The sequence below is a fragment of the Pedobacter segetis genome (assembly GCF_016623585.1).
Lineage (GTDB): Bacteria > Bacteroidota > Bacteroidia > Sphingobacteriales > Sphingobacteriaceae > Pseudopedobacter > Pseudopedobacter segetis.
Genome location: NZ_JAEHFY010000004.1, coordinates 123932 through 143240, shown reverse-complemented (window position 1 = coordinate 143240; position 19309 = coordinate 123932). Strand labels below are relative to the sequence as shown.

Annotated in this window: 20 protein-coding genes; all 20 read left to right on the top strand. The window is 31.5% G+C overall.

Annotation, left to right across the window (positions count from 1 at the left end):
* The first annotated feature begins 3 nt into the window (after positions 1-3).
* The 20 genes from I5M32_RS03805 to I5M32_RS03710 all read left to right on the top strand — a co-directional run bounded on the left by I5M32_RS03805 (position 4) and on the right by I5M32_RS03710 (position 19309).
* Entirely contained in the window at positions 4-750 is a 747-nt protein-coding gene (locus I5M32_RS03805) for an FkbM family methyltransferase (protein ID WP_200584851.1), read from the top strand.
* On the top strand, positions 747-1547 hold the full coding sequence (locus I5M32_RS03800; protein ID WP_200584850.1) for a glycosyltransferase family 2 protein: 801 nt from the start codon (positions 747-749) through the stop codon (positions 1545-1547). Before I5M32_RS03805 ends, I5M32_RS03800 begins: the two co-directional genes overlap by 4 nt.
* Positions 1544-2374, top strand: coding sequence for a glycosyltransferase family 2 protein (locus I5M32_RS03795; protein WP_200584849.1), 831 nt, complete (start codon positions 1544-1546; stop codon positions 2372-2374). Before I5M32_RS03800 ends, I5M32_RS03795 begins: the two co-directional genes overlap by 4 nt.
* Positions 2367-3455, top strand: coding sequence for a glycosyltransferase WbsX family protein (locus tag I5M32_RS03790; RefSeq protein ID WP_200584848.1), 1089 nt, complete (start codon positions 2367-2369; stop codon positions 3453-3455). The genes I5M32_RS03795 and I5M32_RS03790 overlap by 8 nt, the downstream gene beginning before the upstream one ends.
* The gene (locus I5M32_RS03785; protein WP_200584847.1) at positions 3448-4353 is read left to right on the top strand and encodes a glycosyltransferase family 2 protein; all 906 of its coding nucleotides are present in this window, start codon (positions 3448-3450) and stop codon (positions 4351-4353) included. Before I5M32_RS03790 ends, I5M32_RS03785 begins: the two co-directional genes overlap by 8 nt.
* Entirely contained in the window at positions 4353-5162 is an 810-nt protein-coding gene (locus I5M32_RS03780) for a glycosyltransferase family 2 protein (protein ID WP_200584846.1), read from the top strand. Before I5M32_RS03785 ends, I5M32_RS03780 begins: the two co-directional genes overlap by 1 nt.
* Before the next feature lie 5 nt (positions 5163-5167).
* Positions 5168-5722: an acyltransferase gene (locus tag I5M32_RS03775; RefSeq protein ID WP_200584845.1), complete on the top strand. Its 555-nt coding sequence runs from the start codon at positions 5168-5170 to the stop codon at positions 5720-5722.
* Positions 5719-6762 carry a hypothetical protein gene (locus I5M32_RS03770; protein WP_200584844.1) on the top strand — a complete coding sequence of 348 codons (1044 nt, stop codon included), beginning with the start codon at positions 5719-5721 and terminating at the stop codon, positions 6760-6762. The genes I5M32_RS03775 and I5M32_RS03770 overlap by 4 nt, the downstream gene beginning before the upstream one ends.
* Positions 6763-6765: 3 nt before the next feature.
* Positions 6766-7707 (top strand): glycosyltransferase family 2 protein, encoded by a 942-nt coding sequence (locus tag I5M32_RS03765; RefSeq protein WP_200584843.1) that lies wholly within the window; start codon positions 6766-6768, stop codon positions 7705-7707.
* Positions 7708-8898 (top strand): acyltransferase family protein, encoded by a 1191-nt coding sequence (locus I5M32_RS03760; RefSeq protein WP_200584842.1) that lies wholly within the window; start codon positions 7708-7710, stop codon positions 8896-8898. It abuts the gene before it with no gap.
* Between the two features lie 5 nt (positions 8899-8903).
* Entirely contained in the window at positions 8904-9962 is a 1059-nt protein-coding gene (locus I5M32_RS03755) for a glycosyltransferase family 4 protein (protein WP_200584841.1), read from the top strand.
* Between the two features lie 13 nt (positions 9963-9975).
* The gene (locus I5M32_RS03750; protein ID WP_200584840.1) at positions 9976-11202 is read left to right on the top strand and encodes a hypothetical protein; all 1227 of its coding nucleotides are present in this window, start codon (positions 9976-9978) and stop codon (positions 11200-11202) included.
* A complete protein-coding gene (locus I5M32_RS03745) occupies positions 11199-12305 on the top strand; it encodes an acyltransferase family protein (protein ID WP_200584839.1) in 1107 nt (368 codons plus the stop codon). Before I5M32_RS03750 ends, I5M32_RS03745 begins: the two co-directional genes overlap by 4 nt.
* Complete coding sequence (locus tag I5M32_RS03740; protein ID WP_200584838.1) at positions 12292-13536, top strand: glycosyltransferase family 4 protein; 1245 nt, start codon at positions 12292-12294, stop codon at positions 13534-13536. Before I5M32_RS03745 ends, I5M32_RS03740 begins: the two co-directional genes overlap by 14 nt.
* Positions 13537-13757: 221 nt before the next feature.
* Complete coding sequence (locus tag I5M32_RS03735; RefSeq protein ID WP_200584837.1) at positions 13758-14867, top strand: glycosyltransferase; 1110 nt, start codon at positions 13758-13760, stop codon at positions 14865-14867.
* Positions 14868-14873: 6 nt separating this feature from the next.
* The gene (locus tag I5M32_RS03730) at positions 14874-15752 is read left to right on the top strand and encodes a glycosyltransferase family 8 protein (RefSeq protein ID WP_200584836.1); all 879 of its coding nucleotides are present in this window, start codon (positions 14874-14876) and stop codon (positions 15750-15752) included.
* A 1-nt stretch (position 15753) separates the two neighbouring features.
* On the top strand, positions 15754-16509 hold the full coding sequence (locus tag I5M32_RS03725) for an FkbM family methyltransferase (RefSeq protein WP_200584835.1): 756 nt from the start codon (positions 15754-15756) through the stop codon (positions 16507-16509).
* Positions 16506-17744 carry an XrtY-associated glycosyltransferase XYAG1 gene (locus tag I5M32_RS03720; RefSeq protein WP_200584834.1) on the top strand — a complete coding sequence of 413 codons (1239 nt, stop codon included), beginning with the start codon at positions 16506-16508 and terminating at the stop codon, positions 17742-17744. Before I5M32_RS03725 ends, I5M32_RS03720 begins: the two co-directional genes overlap by 4 nt.
* A 172-nt stretch (positions 17745-17916) precedes the next feature.
* Entirely contained in the window at positions 17917-18774 is an 858-nt protein-coding gene (locus I5M32_RS03715) for a glycosyltransferase family 2 protein (protein WP_200584833.1), read from the top strand.
* Positions 18761-19309, top strand: coding sequence for an exosortase/archaeosortase family protein (locus tag I5M32_RS03710; RefSeq protein WP_200584832.1), 549 nt, complete (start codon positions 18761-18763; stop codon positions 19307-19309). The genes I5M32_RS03715 and I5M32_RS03710 overlap by 14 nt, the downstream gene beginning before the upstream one ends.

Sequence of the window (19309 nt, the reverse complement as noted above, 5' to 3'; positions counted from 1 at the left end):
GAGATGAAAACATTTTTACAAAATTTTTTAGGATTGTTTGGTCTTCAAATAACGAGAAAAAATAATGCTAAACCAATGCCTATTTACAAAAATGAGGCAATGGCAAAAGGCATCGAGCGGTTTCGTAAACATTATCTAGATATAAATACGATTTTTGACGTTGGTGCAGCAGAAGGTAAGTGGAGTTTGGATGCTTTGAATTTCTATCCAAATAGTAATTATTTACTTTTTGAGCCGTTAGTTGAGCGAGCGGGGATGTTAAATAATTTGTGTGTTGAGCAATCAAATTTTCAATTTGTACCAAAGGCGGCGGGTAATGCCAAATCATCTATTAAGTTTAAAGTTACAGAAGATTTGGATGGAAGTGGGATTGCAAACGAAGCTGAAATTAGTAACGATAATTTTAGGGAAGTCCAAATTTCACGACTGGACGAGGAAGTTAGAGTAAGGAATTTGAGTGGGCCCTATATAATAAAATTAGATACTCATGGTTTTGAAATACCAATCTTAGAAGGATGTGAGTCGATTCTAAGTGATGTCAAATTATTCATTATAGAATGTTATGGGTTTAATTTGACAGAAGACAGTTTGCTGTTTTGGCAAATGTGCAAATACATGGATGATAAAGGATTTAGACTATTGGACATTGTGGATATTATGAGACGTTCAAAAGACAATGCTTTTTGGCAGTGTGACGCATTTTTTATTCCATCAAATAATAAAATATTTAAAAGCAACAGATATTTGTGAACTGGCCAAAAATTACCATTGTAACGCCAAATTACAATCTTGGCAAATTTTTGGAAAGAACTATCTTATCAGTTATATCACAAGATTACCCTAATCTTGAGTATATAATTGTAGATGGAGGGTCTACGGACTCGTCATTAGCTATTATTAATAAATACAGAAAGCATTTTACGAGTATCATTATTGAAAAAGACACTGGACTTTATAATGCTTTGAACAAGGGTTTCAAAGTTTCTACCGGTGAAATAATGGGTTGGATTAATTCTGATGATATGTTACAAAATAAAGCGCTCTTTATGATAGGCGAATACTTTAACAAAAATCAGAATGTAAACTGGTTACAAGGTAAGCCCTGTGTATATAATGAGGATGATGAAGTTATATACGAACGGCCAGCTGTCAGTAATAGGTTTTTCTTTTTGTTAAAGGAATACAAGGATAATTTTTCATTTATACAACAAGAATCTACTTTTTGGCGAAGAAACTTATGGAATAAAGCTGGAGGATATTTATCGGAAAACTATAGGCTTGCTGGAGACTTTGAACTTTGGATACGGTTTTTTAGAACAGACTTTTTGTATTGTATAGACAAAAAAGTTGGTGGGTTTAGAAAAAGAGATGGTCAAATTTCTTCTAATATTGCCGATTATTTAGATGAAGTGGACACCATAATAAAAAATGAAATTAAATTGCTTGGCCTATATGAAAGTGTTAATTTAAAATTCAGAAAACTAAATAATAAAATTCAGAAAAAATTAGGAATAACTTCGCATTTTCATAATCATTATCTTAATTGAACATTACTTTCTCCATCATAATCCCTACTTACAACAGCGATAAAGTGTTACCTATTGCTTTAAAAAGCATTATTAATCAAAATTATAAAAATTTTGAGATATTAGTAATAGATGGTAAGTCTAAGGATAATACCTTAGCCATTGCAAAAAGTTTTAACGATCAGCGAATTAAAATATTTTCCGAAGGGGATAAAGGAATATATGATGCAATGAATAAGGGAATCGAGAAGGCTAAAGGAGAGTGGTTGTACTTCTTAGGAAGTGATGATGAGCTTTATGATGTAGATGTGCTATGCAATACTTACAATTTTATAAATAGAGTTAAATCTCAAATAGTTTACGGAAATGTTATTATCAAGGGAAATTGTGTCTGGGCTAAAGATGGTGATATTTACGACGGTGCGTATAATTTAGAAAAACTTGTAAACAAAAATATTTCTCATCAAGCTTTATTCTACAGTACTTCTTTTATAAAAAAAAATGAAATTAAATTCAATCTTAAATATCAGACTTTATCAGATTGGGATTTTAATCTAAAATGTTTCTCTATAACTAATTTCAGTCATTTTGAACAAGTGATTGCTGTTTTTAATACCGGCGGAGCATCTACAATTTTAAACGGTCAAACTGATTTGTTGTTCAAAGAATTTCTAAAGAATTTTTTAAAGTATTTTAACGTTTCTCCATTTGATAAGTCTATCAATCTTTTACCAGAGGTGTTTTTAAAAGGTCTTGAGATGCAAAAATTGAAGTTTATATGGAAAGAATGTTTTAACAAAGTGAATTTTAAACAATCCCTATTATTAAAAAACTTTTATAATGCATAACATTAAGCCGATTGCTATATATCTTCCACAATTCCATCCATTTGAAGAAAATGATAAGTGGTGGGGAAAAGGTTTCACAGAATGGAACAATGTAGTTAAGGCTAAACCTTTATTCAGAAACCACTATCAACCTCATTTACCATCAGATTTAGGCTTTTACGACTTACGATTAAAAACAACTCATACTGATCAAATTAATTTGGCTAAGACATATGGCATCGAGGGTTTTTGCTATTACCATTATTGGTTTAATGGTAAACGACTTATGGATAAAGCATTGAACATAGTTTTAGAAAACGATTTAGAATTTCCATTTATGTTATGTTGGGCAAATGAAAATTGGACAAGAAGATGGGATGGACAGGATAAAGAGATACTTATAGAGCAAAACTATAGTGAAGATGATGATTTGAAACATATGAATTATTTGTGTGAGAGTTTTTTTAAACATAAAAATTACATATTAGTAAATGGCAAACCTGTTTTTGTTGTTTATCGACCAATGCTATTCCCAAATATAAAATCAACTATAAAACTGTGGAGAGGGATTGCTCAAAAACATGGTTTTGAAGACCTGCATTTGATTATGGTTAACGCACATCAAGCAGAATACTCACCCAAGGAATTAGGTTTTGATGCGGTAATGGATTTTCAACCACAATTTAAACAAGCTAAAAGGATAATTCCTAATAGGATAAATATTAAGCTCCACAACTTAAATATTAAAAAAACCCCATATTGGGAACATATCATTTGTGATTATCAACAGTTTAGTGAAGAAGCTTACCACACATTTAAAGAAAAGCAAAGTTTGGGAAATATTAATCCTTGCATAACACCTATGTGGGATAATGCTGCAAGGAGAAAAAGTGGAGGATTTATTTTAAAAGGTAGCACTCCTAAGCTATATGAAAAATGGTTGAGTAAAATTATAGCGGATATAAAAGATAGACGTGGAGAGGATAATTTTTTATTTATTAATGCATGGAATGAATGGGCAGAAGGCAACCATTTAGAGCCTTGCCAGCAATGGGGAAAACATTATTTAGAAGCTACTAAATCTGCAGTTGTAAATGCCTAGAGTTTCAGTAATTATACCCAACTATAATCACGAAAATTTTTTAAATCAAAGAATAGAGACTGTTTTAAGTCAAACTTTTCAAGATATAGAAGTTATTATCTTGGACGACTGTAGTACTGATAGTAGTAAACAAGTTATAGAGTCTTATTCTTTGGATAAAAGAGTTTCAGTTGTTTACAATTCATTTAATAGTGGCTCTCCTTTTATACAGTGGGCAAGAGGAATAACAATTGCGAAAGGAGATTATATATGGATAGCTGAAAGTGACGATTGGAGCGAACTAGATTTTTTAACAGAGGTTATAAGGTATGCAGATTTATACCCGGACGCTTCTTTGATTTATACAGATTCCTACATAATTAAAGACAGCGCAGCGGAACTAATGGGAGCGAAGACTGATGCAGATTTTAAGTTTTTTGAACCAAAAGAACTTATAAAACAACACTTGTTAAATGGCATTGATATTTATAATGGCAGTGCTGTGGTTTTCAAAAGACAAATTGCCTTTAACGAATTAGAAAAACTAGTTGAATATAAAAAACACGGAGATTACTTCTTTTGGATAATATTGTCCAAAGATTATCCATCTGTTTTTATAAACAAGCGACTAAATTATTTCCGCATTTTAGAGAGTTCCGTTACGAAACTCTCGAACCAAACTGTTGAAACCATAGACGAATATTATAAGATTTTTAAAGTGCTTGTAAATATATCTTTAGAGTTAAAATGGAAAGATCGTTATATATTCTACAATTGCTGGGCTTTAAGATTCATTAAATTGTATAAAGAAGTTACTTATAAAATAAATATTTATGATTTGTTAAAAAAAGTATTTATAGCAAGCCGTTATAGCCCTTATTTCCTAAATAGGATGATATATCATTTCATAATGTCATAATGAGTAATATATCTATAATTATCCCAACATTTAATAGAAAAGAATTATTGCTAAAATGTTTAAAAGCGTTACAACTAAATAACCAAGAAGTTTTAAGCATTGAGTATGATGTTATAGTTAGCGACGATAGTTTAAATAATAATGCCAAAGAATTAATTGAGAATAATTTTTCTTGGGTAAAATGGATTGAAGGTCCAAAAAAAGGTCCCGCCTCCAATAGAAATTTTGCTGTAAAACAATCAAAAGGAAAATGGATTATTTTTTTAGATGATGATTGCATACCGCAAAAAAAATGGTTGCAATCGTATACAAAAGCTATAGAAGAAAATAAAGCAGAAATATTTGAGGGTTATACTTTTGCTGAACGCGAGAAAATGCGGTTCGATGAAGAAGCACCTATTAATTTAGCGGGAGGTAATCTATGGACTTGTAATTTTGCAATAAATAAAAACACCTTTTTAAGCTTTAAAGGCTTTAATGAGAGTTTTCCATATGCAGCGATGGAGGATATTGAATTTCATACAAGAATTAAAAAAGATAACAAAAAAATTATTTTCCTTGAAGATGCTAAAGTAATACATCCTTGGCGTAGGGTTTTACCATTCTCAACTTTTAAGAAACAGTTTTTTTCACATCAATACTATAAAAGACATTTTAACTATAATTCAACACAATTCAGGATTAACAGAATAAAAATTTTTTTAGGGTGCATTCCTGAGATGACAAAAGCCTTGATAAGATTTAGATTTAAGGGAACAGCTTTTTATTTTGAAAAGATAATATTGAATTTTGCTTTGATTTTTGCGTAAATAAAATGAAAAGATGGATTAGAATATTTTTTTTTAAGCTTTCCTTAATAGAAGTTTTTAATTTTTTTATACTAAAGTTACTAGGTTTAGAAACCATTGGTTATATTAAGTTAAAAGAAGTGAGATTTACTTGGCCTCATAAAGTTTCAATAGGTTATAATACAATAATTGAACATGAGGTTTTTTTTAAACATGATGGCCCTTATTCAGATGGGAAAAGTATTATAATAAAAAATAATGTGTTTATTGGTAGTGGGTGTGAATTTAATATTCGTAAAAAAATATTTATAGGGGATGACTCTCTTATAGCATCAGGATGCAAATTCATTGACCACAATCATGGTTTATTTAAAAATAAATTAATTAGAGAACAAAAAGGACCAGAAGAAGAAATACATATTAAATCTAATGTATGGTTGGGCGCAAATGTAATAATCCTTAAAGGAGTAGTTGTTAATGATGGGGCCGTGGTTGCGGCTGGTTCCGTTGTTACAAAATCTATTCCTGCTGAAGAAATATGGGCCGGCATACCTGCTAAGAAAATAGGCGTTAGGAATTGAAAAACATTTTAATCATCTCCCCTGCCTACCCATCAGCTATCAACGGTTTAGGGGATTATAGTGTAATGCTAGGTAAAAGTTTAAAGAATACCCATCTTAGCATCTTTTATGCAGGGCTGCCTCAAAAAGAAACGGTACAACTATCGCCATATGCTGTCATCAATCAGGAGCAAAGCATTTTCAAACTTGTAGAAAAAAACAAGATTGATTTAATATTTATCAACTATAGCAATTACGGCTATCAAAAAAAAGGAATACCCTTTTGGTTATTAGCTGAACTTAAAAAGACTAAAAATAAAGGTTTACTTATTCTGACTTTTTTTCATGAGGTTTATGCTTCTGGTAAACCTTGGCAATCTGTTTTCTGGCTAAAGCCCTTACAAAGGAAAATTTTCCGCCAATTATATTTAATATCTGACTTTAATTTTTGCAGTAACGATCGAGTATTAAAAATCATTAAAGATGAAACCTATGACAAAGGACTAAAGGCTAAAAATATTGGTATATTTTCTAATATCCCAGAAATTACAATTGATAAACCTTGGATTAATAGAAAGAATAATGCGATTGTTTTTGGGTCTTTGGGTAGGAGAAATGCCGTTTATAAAAATGTAACGGCACTACGTAACCTAATGAAATCATTAGACTTGAAAGGCATCATAGATATTGGCCCAGGAGATACCATTGAAATATTAGAAAATCTTCAACTGCCTTATGAAATAAAAAATGAGCTTCCGGCTACTGAAATCTCTATTATTTTTAAAAACAATAAATGGGCAATCATAGATTATCATGATTCGTTATTGGGAAAATCAGGGATATTCGCAGCTTATGCTAGCCATGGTTTAGTTACAATCAACCTAAGCATTGACCACGAAAACGAAAATGATTTTTTGGTAAAAGGAGAAGATTACTTGGTTTATAATGATTTAGAGCGGGATTATGAGCAAGTATCATTGAATATTTTTGAATGGTACAGATCAAGAAATTTAAAAAACCATACAGATAAAATAATTGAAATTATCGACTCTTTTAATTAAGCAATGAGAAAGCGTTTAGCAATTGTTATCAATTCTTTTAATAGGTTATCTCTTTTAAAGAATTGTATCGCAAACTTAATAGAATTGATGCCGCAGGTTTCTGTTGATTATCTAATTATGATTGTGGATGCAGGTTCTGATGATGACTCTTTGTTGTATATAGAAGACTGTCGGCAAAAACACGATTTTATATTTTCGGAGATTGCAAAAAACGGAGAAAGCATTTCTTTTAGCGAGGGCTGTAATATTGGAGTAAATGCAAGCTTAAAGCTTTATCCTGACTTAGATGATATCCTTTTATTTGAAACTGATAATTATTTTAAAAATTCAGCAGCTTTAAGCAATGCTTTAGCAATCATTGAGGACCCAAATTATGCCTGTGTTGGTTTTACTGTAGAAAAATATGATGGTAAAAAAATTACCTATGGGAATACAAAACCAACGCTATTAGGTTTTTTAATCGGTCAAACTTTATCCAAAAAATTTGGTTTTGAGCAAGTCAAAGATAGTTGGCAAACAACAGGTAATGTTAGGGTTAACAAATCTGCTATTATTTTTACTAGTCCCTTGTTAATTAAAGCTAAAGCTTGGAAAGAGGTTGGCGGTATGGACAGTAAAATATTTCCGTTTTCTGATAGTGATGCTGATTTATGCTTGTCTTTTTTGAAAGCTGGATATACAAACATGGTTCTTGATACACCAGGCGTTATCCACGATAATAAAAATCAATCTTCTGCATGGTCTCAAAAAAGAGTGATAGATTATCATATCGCACATTCACTATTGTTAAAAAAACATTTATCTACCCCTCCATTATTGTTTCAAACTTTCATAATAATCAAATATTCCATTGAATTATTGGGAGGAAGATTATTATCGAAACCACAGGAATATATCAATAGTAGAAAAACGCTATTGAGGTATCATTTTAATAGATCTAATTAATTGTCAGAAAAAACAATCTCAAAATCTATCGCGATAAAAACTAAAGACCCTGCTTTAAAAATGCTAGATATTTTGAGAGGGCTCGCCGCGTTTTATGTGGTTATGGCCCATGCAAGATGGATTTTATGGGAAGGATTTAGCAGCGGATACGTTTTGCATCCTCAACAATATAATTTTTTCGATAAATTTTTGATGTATCTGTTCTCTGCTTTTAAATATGGGCATTTTGCGGTAATTTTTTTTTTCGTTCTATCTGGTTTTGTCATTCATTTAAGGCAAGCAAATAATGGTTTATTCAATAAGGTTTACCGTTTAGATTTAGGTTATTATTTTAATAGAAGGCTGACAAGAATTTACCCCCCATTTATTATCTCATTACTGTTAACCTTTGCTTTAGATAGTTTTGGTAAACAAATTTACACCCCTATATATACAGGAGCGGTTAATTACACCTTAAGTTTTTTGCACCTTAACACTAATTTTGATTTAGTGTTCTTTTTAAAAAACCTATTTTTTCTACAAAAAGATAATTCGGAACTGTGGGGCAGTAATCCGGTGATTTGGTCATTGCAAATGGAATGGTGGTTTTATATGATTTATCCCATTATGCTTTTCCTTAATAAAAAATCTTTTATTAAGATGACCGCGGTGGTTTTTATCCTTAGTTTAATTGCTATCATCGCTTTTGAATTTTATCCTAATATGATTTTTAAGATTTTGGGCTATTTTTTACTTTGGTGGTTTGGTGCAACTTTATCAGAAATTTATATCCATAAAGGTTTGCATCAGAAAGTCAGCTATTCGTTTTTGGTTTTGTTTCTTATAGTTCCCTCTATCATTCATCTAAAAGATTTTTATGCGGATTTAATTTTTGCGATAGGGGTATGTGGTATTATATCGACTATCTTTTACACTTATAAATATCATCAAATAATTAAATGGCCTAGTTTTTTAACCAAATTGGGCAAGTTTTCTTATACATTGTATTTGGTTCACTCTTCGATTTTCATTTTTATAGCTGCTATATACATGAGGGCGAATACTGGGCATCTTCCTTCTACATTTTATTTAATGATAGTGGGTGTTGGTTTCGTGTTGTTATTTTCTAACTATTTATATTTTATTACAGAGAAACCTTTCCTTTCACAAACAAAACGGAAGCTTCCATCTCAACCTAAATTTGACCAATAAAATTGATGAAAGTTATTTTATACAGCAAAACGTTTTGGCCAAAAATGGGGGGGCTAGAAAGAAACACCTATACCATATACCATACCATAAAATCTTTGGGCTGTCATGCAACAATCGTTACTGAAACTAAAAGTGAACAACTTGATGAATTAAACATTTTAAGAACTAATAAAAGTAAAAATCTCGTAAGGCTGCTAATGAAAAATGATTTTTTAATAGTAAATGGCGGCATAGCTTTAAGAATTATATTACTTGCTTATCTTTTAGGAAAAAAGTATGTGATAATTTATGCCAATGCCACTTTATATAATCAAAACTCAAACAAAACTTTTAAAGCTAAAATTGAAAATAGGATCCGTCAGTTCTTTGCAGAAAAAGCATTACTTAATATTTGTCTCACTCATATTTCATTAAGCCAACTCCGAGTTAAAAACAATAGAAAGCGAGTGCTCTATAATCCCATAGATACCGAACTTGAAAACATCAATAATTACAAAGTAAATGGCCCATACAAAAAAACGATAGATTGTTTGTTTGTAGGAAGGATAATTGAAGGCAAAGGAATTTTTCTGTTAATTGATGCTCTTGAAAATTTGGCATTAAAAGGTATTAGGTATAATTGCACTTTTGCTGGTGAAGGGAAAGATGATGTTAAGTTTAAAGAATATTGTAAATTAAAAAATGTTGAGACAAACTTTGTTGGGAAAATAGATGGGCTTGAACTTATTAAATTATACCATCAAAGTAAAGTTTTAGTTTTGCCATCAACCACCCACATTGAGGGAAATCCACTTGTGATTGCAGAGGCTATCAGTTGTGGAACTCCAGTTATATGCTCCAATCAAGAAGCTATGAAAGAAGTTATTGGAAACTGTGGGTTAACATTTGATACAGGAATCGCTGATGCGTTGGCACAAGAAATAAAAAAATTATTAACAGACCCCCTAGTGTACAAAAATTTAAAAGATAATACCTTAAGAAGAAGTGAAATTTTCAGTATGAAAAATTATATCACAAGCTGGGAACAGATTTTGAAACTCATTAAGCCGTATTTTGAAAATTAATTACAATTTCTTAATGATTGCTATTGTGCTGGTTACTACCTTATCAGGAGCGATTAGAAAATGGATTACTACCTCTGGAGCGGTTAACAATGCCCTTTTAGGCTTGGTTTTAATTTTACCTGTTTTACTTTTATTTTATAAAGATGAGCATGCTGAATTGATTGAAAAAAAGAAATATTCTGTTTTTTATGTGTATTTTTTCTTTTTAATTGTTTTTGCATTAAATCCTTTAAATTCAACCATTTATCATGGCATATTAGGCCTCATCATCCATCTTAGCTTTTTTTCTATTTTAGTTAGTTACTTTAAAAACAAAGCGAAGTTAAATACACGGCTTTTAATTCTTATATCTACAAGTCTTTTAGTGTTTGAAGTTGTTTTGGGAAGCATCCAATATGCGTCTTCTGCTGATAGCTTTATCAATAGATATGCTGTTGCAGAAGATGTAAATACTGGTGTTGCCTTGGTGGGCGACGCCATTAGGGTAACAGGAACTTTTAGTTATATTGCAGGTTTTAGCACATTCCTGTTTTTAGGCCTCTTCACGGTTTTTTATGCCCTTAAAACCAATATTTTTAAAAACTACGGCTATATTTTACTAGGTCTAGTCATCTATGGTGCTTTAATTAGCGGATCTAGAGGTACGGTTGTATTTACTGTGGGGACGTCTATTATTTTTTTAGCTTTTGAAATCAGGATTCTAACTAAACTAAAGGTTATTGTTAATATATTTTTAATATCCATAGCCTTGCTAGTAATAAATATTGGATTAGGGGACCCTTTAAATATTTCTACAAAATTTGAAAGGAGTTATGACAACTTCTATACAAGAGCAGAAGGAAGCCAAGAAGATGGCCAAAAAAGGGTTTTTAAAGATATAGATGATATCCTAAATTCTCCTTTTCAATATAAAGTTACAGGTATAGGTTTAGGTTCAACTTATCAAGGAGCAAATGCTTTATTTGGGGAGTCGCCTCTTCTTTCAAATATTACCTACGAGGGAGAACTATTTAGGATATTAATTGAAGGTGGTTTTCTTTTAGTGATTTTGAGAATTGTTTTGTTGATTTATTTTTTATCTATCATGGAATTTTCTTTGGTTTTCAAAGTTTTCCTTTTTTTCGCAATTAACCTCTTAGTTCCCATCGTTTTCAATATTTATAGCTCGGTTTTTTTAGGGGTTGCCCTCATCCTTTTAAATCAAGCTTATGATGAAGAAAAAAATTTGTTAGAAACTTGAATAAGTTTAAGTTAGTTAGTAGATACCAAATACTTGACGTTTTAAGGGGAGTTGCTATAATCTTGGTGCTTTTTAATCATCATCTCGCATTAGGTTTTTTACAAAAAGGCGGATGGATAGGTGTAAGTCTTTTTTTTATATTAAGCGGATATTTAATTTCAGGACTACTTTTTAAAGAAATAATTAATACCGGTAAATTAGATTTAAAACTTTTCTACATAAGAAGGGGCTTTAAAATTTATCCTAACTTTTATTTTTTTATTTTCTTTACAGTGCTTACGCTTTATATATTGTTTCTTACCACAGACCATTTAGCAGAAAGATTATCTCTAAAGTCTTTATTGATAGAATGTTTCTTTATTCAGAATTATTTTCATGGATTTTGGTACCACACATGGTCCATTGCTGTCGAAGAACACTTTTATTTATTGTTTCCTTTGTTTTTATTAATATTTAAAATTAAAAATCTAACTAAGGTTAAATGGTTTTATACAATATCAAGTTTTTTAATTTTATTAGTCTTAATTTTTAGACTCTATCATTATCACACTAATCATAGTTTTGAAATTTTCGTGAATGTATTTAGTACTCATTTCAGAATTGATGGATTAATATTTGGTATAATGATAGGCTATGATGAATACTATAATAAATCTAAAATAAAAGCTTTTGTTCTAAAGTATATATACATTTTTATTCCATTAATATTAATTACTATTATACCTGCTTTTATTTTAAATCTAGAAAACCCGTTTGTCTTTACATATGGATTCACTTTAATTTCTTTAGGTTTTTCTATTTTACTTTTCTATTGTTTAGAATTTAAAGAAATTAAATTTTCTTCTTTTTTAGTTCGCATTATTTCATACATTGGCACACTGTCTTATGCAATCTATTTATGGCAGGGTTTCATTTTAAGTTTCGTCATGAGGTTTATTGAGGAAAGTCTCAAAATAAAGTCAACATCATTTCCTGATTTTTTCATTTTCGCCTCGTTAAGTATTTTAGCAGGTTGGTTTTTCACGCAGTTTTTAGAGAACTATTTCCTTAGTATCAGACAAAAACACTATCCTCCAAAAAAAATCGAAATTGAAGCGGAATAAGGTTATTCTCGTTCATCCTGGTTTACAATACACCTATCGGATAGCCTCTGCTTTAAGTAAAAGTAAGCTGTTTGATAAAGTAAGCTTATATACTTGGTTTACCTTATCAGAAGACAGTTTTTTATCTAGATTTCCTGCTTTCAAAAAAAGGGCTAAAAAGATTGATCCAAAAGTCGAGATTTATAATTTCCCTTTTTTTGAATTGTTATTGGTTTTATATTTAAAGGTATTGAATGTTCTCAAAATCAATAAAGGACATAACCCACGTTATAAAATGCAAATACTATTTGGTTGGTTTCTGCTTCCTGCCATTTATCTCAATCGTAAAAAAAGTCTTTTGGTTCTTTCAGAAACTGCCGCTTGGCCCATTACCTTTTATGCAAAAAAATGGCATATCCCCGTAGTGATGGATTTCCCCTCTATCAGTCATGAGGTGGCTATGGATTTAGGAATCAAAGAAACCGCTTATGGCATCAAATTAAAAACCAAAGAAAGAAATTGTATAGATTATGCGTTTAACTGTTCGGCTTTTGCTGCCGATACCTATAAAAGTAAAACATCGGCAAAAAAGCACTTCCCATTATGGTTGGCCGCAGAAGATAAAATTTTACACGTAAATAATAAAGGGTCAAATATCAACTCGATAAACATTTGTTGTTTGGCAAATACCGAAAAAAGAAAGGGAATTGATCTGTTGATCAAGGCTTTTTCTAAAATAGAGTTAAAAGAAAAAAAACTCTATTTAATTGGTAAGATCAGTAATAAATGGGTAGCGGAATTCTGTATTGATCATCATCTAGGCGATTCTAATATCATTTTAACAGGTCCATTGATGCAAAAAGATATTGCAGCATTTTTGTTAAAAAATCGGGTTCATTTACATGTTTTGGCCAGTCGGTTTGATTCCTTCGGGATGGTGGTTCCTGAAACGATGATGTTGGGTATCCCAAATATTTTATCCCCTTTTGTTGGAGCTGCCGAAATGTTGGAAAACGGTGTTGATGGCTTTGTGATGGATCAATTAAATGAGGATGCGCTTTTGAATTGCATCAACAAGTTTATCGGTTTAACCGAAGCTGAACGACTTACTTTAAAGAATAGCGTATTGGAGAAAGCTAAAGAAATGACTTGGGAAAATTATGATCTTAGGGTTAAAGCTGTCTTTGAGGAAATCCTCTCTTCAATTCCGCTCAAATCGACCTCTGACTCCGATGCCATTAATGTTATTTAAGATTATCTATTCATTAAATTATTATAAACAGGGCAGTTTTGTAATGCTGAGCGGAGTCGAAGCATAAATCACAATGCTCCGCTCTGGTAACATTCCTTATATTGTTGATAAATCATGAGTTTTAAATTTATTTCATACCGATTTATTTGAAATATATTAACCCCGGGAGGGATATTTCAAGATCACCCAATAAAAAAATCGATAAATAATATAGCAAATTTATGAGAATAGGGTTTGTAGTCAATCACCCCACACAGTTTGAGGTTCCTTTCTATCAATATGTTGCTAAAAATTTTCCTCATGATGAATTTGAGATTTTCTATTTAAAAGAGCAAGAAAATCAACATTATGATAACGAGTTGCGACAGTCTGTTAAATGGGGATTCGATTTATTTGAGGGCTATCCATTTTTATTCTTACCTCAAGAAGGTAAACTTTCAGTTTTTAGAGAAAAACTAAAAGAAAAAACTTATAATTTAATCATCATCAATGGGTATAAAAACCAATATGCTGGTTTTGCAGCTATTTGTAAGGGATTAAAAATCAAGGTAGCCCTCAAGCTTGATAGCGTTCTATTTAATCAACCATTTTATAAAATTTGGTTACGTAAAATCTTCCTAAAAAAAGAATATAAAAAATTCGACCATTTTTTAGTTACCGGAAAAGTTTCTAAGGATTACTGTTTAGAAATGGGTATCCCAGAAAATCAAATCAACCTGTTTTCTTATTGTGTAGATAACTCCTATTTTAACCTATCAGGTAAAGAAGATTCTGATTATTTTAAAAAAATCAAACAAAAATACCAGCCAAATCATGAAATAGCTATTTTATCTGTCGCCAAATTTGTGGGCAGGGAAAGCCCATGGGATATTTTAAGAGCTTTCGTTAAATTAGGTCGCAAAGATTTGGTTTTGATTTTAATTGGCGATGGTAATGAACGAGGAGCTTTAGAAAAGTTTGCACAAAAAAAAGCCCATCTTAAAATATTTTTCCCAGGTTATATCCCCTATCAGCATTTACCAGAGTTTTATAAATTGAGCTCCATTTTTATCCACGCTGCAAAAGATGAACCTTGGGGGGTTTCTGTTCAAGAGGCCATTGCAGGCGATTGTTTTGTAATCTGTTCTGATAAGGTAGGTGCTGCACAAGATTTGCTTGTTGAAGGCGAGAATGGATTTACCTATCAATATGGAAATTCAGAAGAATTAGCTGATGATATCGCAACGGCATTAAATATCCCCAAAGAAAAGATTAAGAATGCAAATGAAAAGATTTTAAATAAATGGAATTATCATACTATGTGGCAAGAAATAATTTCAGCAAGTAAATAATTTTTAATGATTAATACTGTCGCTCTTTTTTCTGATAAAACCATTCTACCAGGCACTCACGCTACACTTGTTTCTTTGCTTACCCATCATATAAATAAAGAAAAACTGCACATTATTTTGTTTGCTGATAAATTGAGTAAAAAACATCAATCTAAATTAGAAGATACGTTTTTAAATTTTAAGAAAGCAAATCAATCTTTTGAAATTAGAAATGCGCCCAACACCTCTATAAAAGGTGCAAATTCTCTACAAGGAAATACCACTACTTATGGTAGGCTTTTTTTAGCTGATTTATTGCCTGATATTGATCAATTGTTGTATTTAGATACAGATTTGATTGTTCAGCTAGATGTAACAACCATCTTTAAAAAAATCAATGATGATTTTATACTTTATGTAGATGGTTGCAACCTTAAAAATTATTCGATTGATAGGGTTTTATTCCAAAAAGCCGGATTAAATATGAATAGCAAATGTTTTAATGCAGGTGTTTTGGGAATGAATTTAAAAAAATGGAGAGAAAATAATGGCTTACAAATGTGCTTAGATACTATAGAAAAATTCCCAAATAGTTTCATATCTGCCGATCAAGCGGTATTAAATGTTGTATTTGATAATCAATTTTGTGCTTTAGGCCCATCAATTAATAGCTCAATGTATTGGAACAATAAATACGATGTAGCTATAAATGATGAGAAGATATTTCATTTTGTTGGCGGGCCAAAACCTTGGGACTTTTTAGCCAATAAAATCCATTACAATTATAAACTTTGGAAAAAATATTATGATTTAAGTTCCATAGCTAATGAAAATCATTTAAAATATACTTCATTAAAAAGAATAATAAAATTAATACCTACTTACCTCAAGACTTTAACTAAATAGCATGCTAAATAACATCAAAGCTAAATTGTGGGTAGCGCTAACTTCTCCAAGAATAGGGAATTTAATTATAACTTATTTTATAAAAAATGGCTTCATAAATACTTCGGCCGGCTTTGTCAAAGTAGGAAGTAAAGCTTCTAAGCCTATTTCTTTAATATTTTGGGGATTATATGAACGTGAAGATATTTATTTTATTAAAAATCATCTCCCAAAAAACATTCCTGTTATAGAACTTGGGGCAAGTTTGGGGGTCACTACTACTCAAATTTGTAAAAAGGTTGGGACAAAAACAAAAGTTGTTTCGGTTGAAGCAAATCCTAATTTATTTTCTAGTCTTTTAGAAACGAAAGAAAAAAATAAGCTTTATAATTTAGAAATAATTTCAGCAGCGATTGATTATTCTGGTAATAGTGAAATCAGTTTTTCTGTAAATGAATCTACGCTTTCCAGTTCTAAAAGTGCATCGGATTTAAACACAACAGTTTCAACAATTCAACTTTCAAAAATTATTAAGGATAATCATTTTTCTGAATATTCATTAGTTTGCGATATTGAAGGTGCTGAAATAGAACTGTTGTTGTGTGAAAAAAATAAAGATGTGGTTTCTGCCTGCAAAACAATAATTATAGAATTGCACACTACTCATTTTGAGGATAAAACCTATCAAATCAAAGAACTTTCAAATATGTTTAAACAAAAATTTTCTATGGAAATTGTAGCTCAAAAGGGTACAACGTTTGTTTTTAATAAGGTTTGAAAATCCTACAAATTACCGCCTCCTATAAACCAGCTTTCGTTTACGGTGGCCCGGTAATGTCAGTGGCTAAACTATGCGAGGAAATCATGCTTAAAGCTGAAAGCAAAAAGCAAAAAGCTCAAAACGACAAATTTACCGCTCAACAAACTCATCCTCAACCTAGCGTAGCAAAATCTCAGCTTTCTAAACCTCAAATAACAGTTTACACCACTTTAGCCAACGGCAAAGAGGAACTTCCTTATAAAAATGGCGATATAAAAATAGTGGATGGTGTGGAAGTCCATTATTTCAAAAGGGCTACCAAAGACCATGGCCATTTTTCTCCAGCTTTATTGTGGAAGCTATGGAAAACTGTAAAACAATTTGATATTATCCACATACATGCTTGGTGGAATTTAGTGACCATGCCAGCTTGTTTCGTTGTTTTATTTAGAGGATGTAAAGTTATTATAACGCCTAGGGGCACATTAAGCACTTATTCATTTCAAAATAATAACAACAAACTCAAATTTCTTTTCCACAAATGGGTAGGGAAATCTCTGTTGAACAAAACCTATTTCCATTGCACCAGTAGAAAAGAAGTAACAGATACAGAGGTATTGTTAAACCCAAAGGCTATTTTCAATATCCCCAATTTTGTGGAGTTGCCTTGGGAGCATAAGTTTTCTAAAGATAAAGACAATGATTGCCTTCATTTGATTTTCCTCTCCCGTATTGAAAGAAAAAAAGGTTTAGAATTACTTTTTGAGGCTTTGGCCACGCATAACTTTAACTGGAAACTATCTGTTGTTGGGAATGGGGAACTTTCATATGCAGAAAGCTTAAGGCAAAAGGCAAAAAGCTTAAAGATTGATGATAAAATAAATTGGATGGGTGCTGTTTATGGCAATGAAAAGTTTGGTTTGATGGCCCAACATGATTATTTGATCCTTCCGTCATACGATGAGAATTTTGCGAACGTGGTGATAGAGAGTCTTTTTGTTGGTACTCCCGTGTTGATTACTAAGAATGTGGGCTTAAGTGATTATGTTGCTTTAAATCATTTGGGTTTGGTTTGCGAACGCTCTTTTGATGGTATGATAGAAATATTAGAAAATGCTAATGAAGCAAAAAAGGCAAGAAATTTTAATCCTGAAAAACTAACAAATACGATCAAACAAGATTTCGCTGAGGATAAGTTGAGGGAGAGATATTTGGAAATGTATCATGAAGTGTTGGATAAGAAATTTGTGTAACAAGGAATTTCCCTCCCAGATACGTCATATCTACGAGGGCAGGAGGAGATATCTTTTGAATAGGATAAATAAATTTTATCTATGGCTTCATTTAGGATCATTGTTTATAACAAACAGACCTCTCTCCGCCTTCCGGCAGATCGAGGTAAAGGTAAAATCGTAGATTTGTTCCATGAATAAAATCCCGATCAGTGTTATTATACTAACCTTTAACGAGGAAAAAAATATTACCGCTTGTTTGGATAGTATCGGCCATCACTTTGAAAAGGTTTTTATGGTTGATTCTGGCTCTAATGATGATACTTTAAATATCGTAAAAAATTATCCTGTTGAAGTGATCCAACATCCGTTTGAAAATTACAGTAAACAACGTAATTGGGCCTTTAAAAATTTACCCATCCAAACCGAATGGATTTTGAATATGGATGCCGATCATCGGCTTACGCCCGAGATAATTACCGAACTTGCCTTCCAATTTAAACAAGGCATCAGCCAATCCATAAATGGTATGCTTGCAAGCAGAAAAACCCTGTTTATGGGGAAATGGATAAAATATGGAGGGCATTATCCTACCTATCATGCCGTTATTTTTAGAAATGGAAAAGGTTTTTGTGAGGATAAATTGTACGATCAACATTTTAAAGTGGATGGCGAGGTATTAAAACTCAACGGAGACATCATAGATTTGATAACCGAATCCTTGAGTACCTTTACTTTGAGACACGATAAATGGTCTGGCTTAGAGGCATTAGAGCAGTTTGAAAAGCAAAAAATAAACGATGCTACCATAAAAGGTTCATTAACAAGTAAAAATCCTATCGCCAAACGTAGATACATCAAAAACATCTATGAGCGCTTTCCGCTCTTTGTTAGGCCAGCTTTGTATTTCTTCATTCGATATTTTTTACGCTTAGGGTTTTTGGATGGGAGAAGAGGATTGATATTTCATTTTTTACAATGCTTTTGGTTTCGATTTTTAATTGATGCCAAGATTTACGAATTAAGAAAAACCAGAAATGAAAATAAATAAAGTACAAATTAGGTTCTTCTTGATATTGGTTTTAGGTTATTTCTTTTTTAGTTACTTCTTTAGATTTTGGATAGGTTTATGCGCACAAGGGGGTTTATATTGGCAATTTGCCAATGAACATCTTGACTTTATAAGGGCTTATCGACATTTTTTAATCGGTGGTTCTACGGTAATTTGTGATATTTTTGGTTTGAGATATTTAACCAATGATACCTCTTTAAGAATTATTGGGCATGGGGGCATCAAAATAGTTTATAGCTGTTTAGGTTATGGGATTATCAGCATTTTAATGGCTTTATCTTTAGCCGTACCCAATCAAAAAGTAAAAGATCGTGTGCTGTTCTTGGTTTTTAGCATCATCGGTTTTACGCTACTAAATATTTTAAGGCTCTTCGTAGTATCCTATTATGCCCATTATGCCAGAAAAATGCAGATAGACCATCATACTTTATTCAATGTGTTTTGCTATCTGTTGATTTTAATTGGGATATATTGGTGGATTAAAAAAAGTGCAAAAATGAATGAATTGTCTTAA